A 1,453-nucleotide genomic window follows, 5' to 3' on the forward strand; every position below is an offset into this window, starting at 1 on the left:
ACTTCACATAATATTCATATTTGGAGATGTAAAATTTCTAAATACTAAGTCATTATGGAAGTAAAACAAAGATTGTCGGATATTACAACCGGCCTTATTCAGTTCTTAAAACATAAGAAGTACAAGGAAGCTTGTATTAAGAAGTTTATTCATACTTGGGATCATCTGGAAAAGTACATGATCAGGTCAGGTCTCACATGCTATTGCAGGGATGTTGGGGACAGCTATATCAAAGATCGGTTTGGTGATATTCCTTATTGTACTCTTAAAAAATCCCAGAAAGATAAAGTTCGTCATATTCAGGTATTGTCTGATTATCAAGAGAGCGGCACCATTAAGCGTAAGCGTGCTATGGTTCCTGAAATTATCTTCACTGGTAAGTTAGGTGTACCTTTCAATAGGTTCATTGAGTACTCTAAAGCCATAAAGCGCTCCGAGTCGACCATTCAGCGGTACAAGGAACGCATCAAAACATTGTATCTGGATTTGCAGCAATCCGGTAAGGGTATAGCAGATATTGGTGCTTCCTATATGGTGCAGTACATATCACGGCTGGACAGAACACGCAGAGAAACTGACAGGAACAATATCCTCATGACGATAAGAGTTTTCCTTCGCTATTTGTGCAATGAAAGCCTGCTTCAGGACAACCGGGAGGAATACTGGATGTCAATATTGAAACCCAGACCGGTGAGACAACCGAAGATACCTTCCGTGTACTCGCGAGAAGAGGTAGAAAGACTGATAGAGGCCATAGACAGGGGAAACCCACAGGGAAAGAGGGATTATGTGATGGTTCTGCTAGCTGCCAGATACGGTCTGCGTGTGTCGGACATCTTTGGGCTAAGGCACTGTAACCTTGACTGGGCAAACAATCGCATCGTACTGTTCCAGCAGAAGACCGGCAAAAAGGTGGAACTGCCACTATCCGAAGAGGTTGGCAGTGCCATTGTTGCGTACCTGAGGTTCGGCCGTCCAGATATCAATGAGCCTTATGTGTTCATCACAGCCATGGCACCTTACAGTAAACTTAGCAGTACAGTGCTGTACAGTACAATAACTGATTACATGCGGCGGGCGGATATAGGCTTTGAAGAAAGAAAACACGGTTCCCATTCTTTGAGGCACAGTCTTGCCAGCAATCTCCTTGGTTTGAATGAGCCTATGCCTGTCATATCCGAGATACTTGGGCACTCCGGCACCGAATCCACCATGTGCTATTTGAGAGTTAACTTTAAGCAGTTGAAACAGTGTGCTCTGGAAGTACCTTGCGTACCTTCATCATTTTATGAGAACCTGTATGAATAAGCGTTTCAACCATGGCATTTATGCTGGCTTGATAAGACAGTATATTGCGCACAAACGCAGTCTTGGGTTCAAAATGGAGGACATCGAAGAAAGACTCAGAAGGTTCGATCGCCTGACAATTGTCCGCGGAGAAAGTTCAATCGGT

1 protein-coding gene is annotated in these 1,453 nt (G+C 43.8%); it reads left to right on the top strand.

Annotated features, from left to right (window positions below; genetic code table 11):
* Window positions 1–54 precede the first annotated feature (54 nt).
* Window positions 55–1,308, top strand: a complete 1,254-nt coding sequence (locus tag AC04NP_RS30470; protein ID WP_482863905.1) for a site-specific integrase — start codon at window positions 55–57, stop codon at window positions 1,306–1,308.
* Window positions 1,309–1,453: the final 145 nt, after the last annotated feature.

The sequence above is a fragment of the Agaribacillus sp. DX54 genome, from assembly GCF_056858335.1.

Bases quoted from the DNA above. Each gene is read 5' to 3' on its own strand.
- AC04NP_RS30470 (WP_482863905.1), top strand. From the start codon at position 55: ATGGAAGTAAAACAAAGATTGTCGGATATTACAACCGGCCTTATTCAG.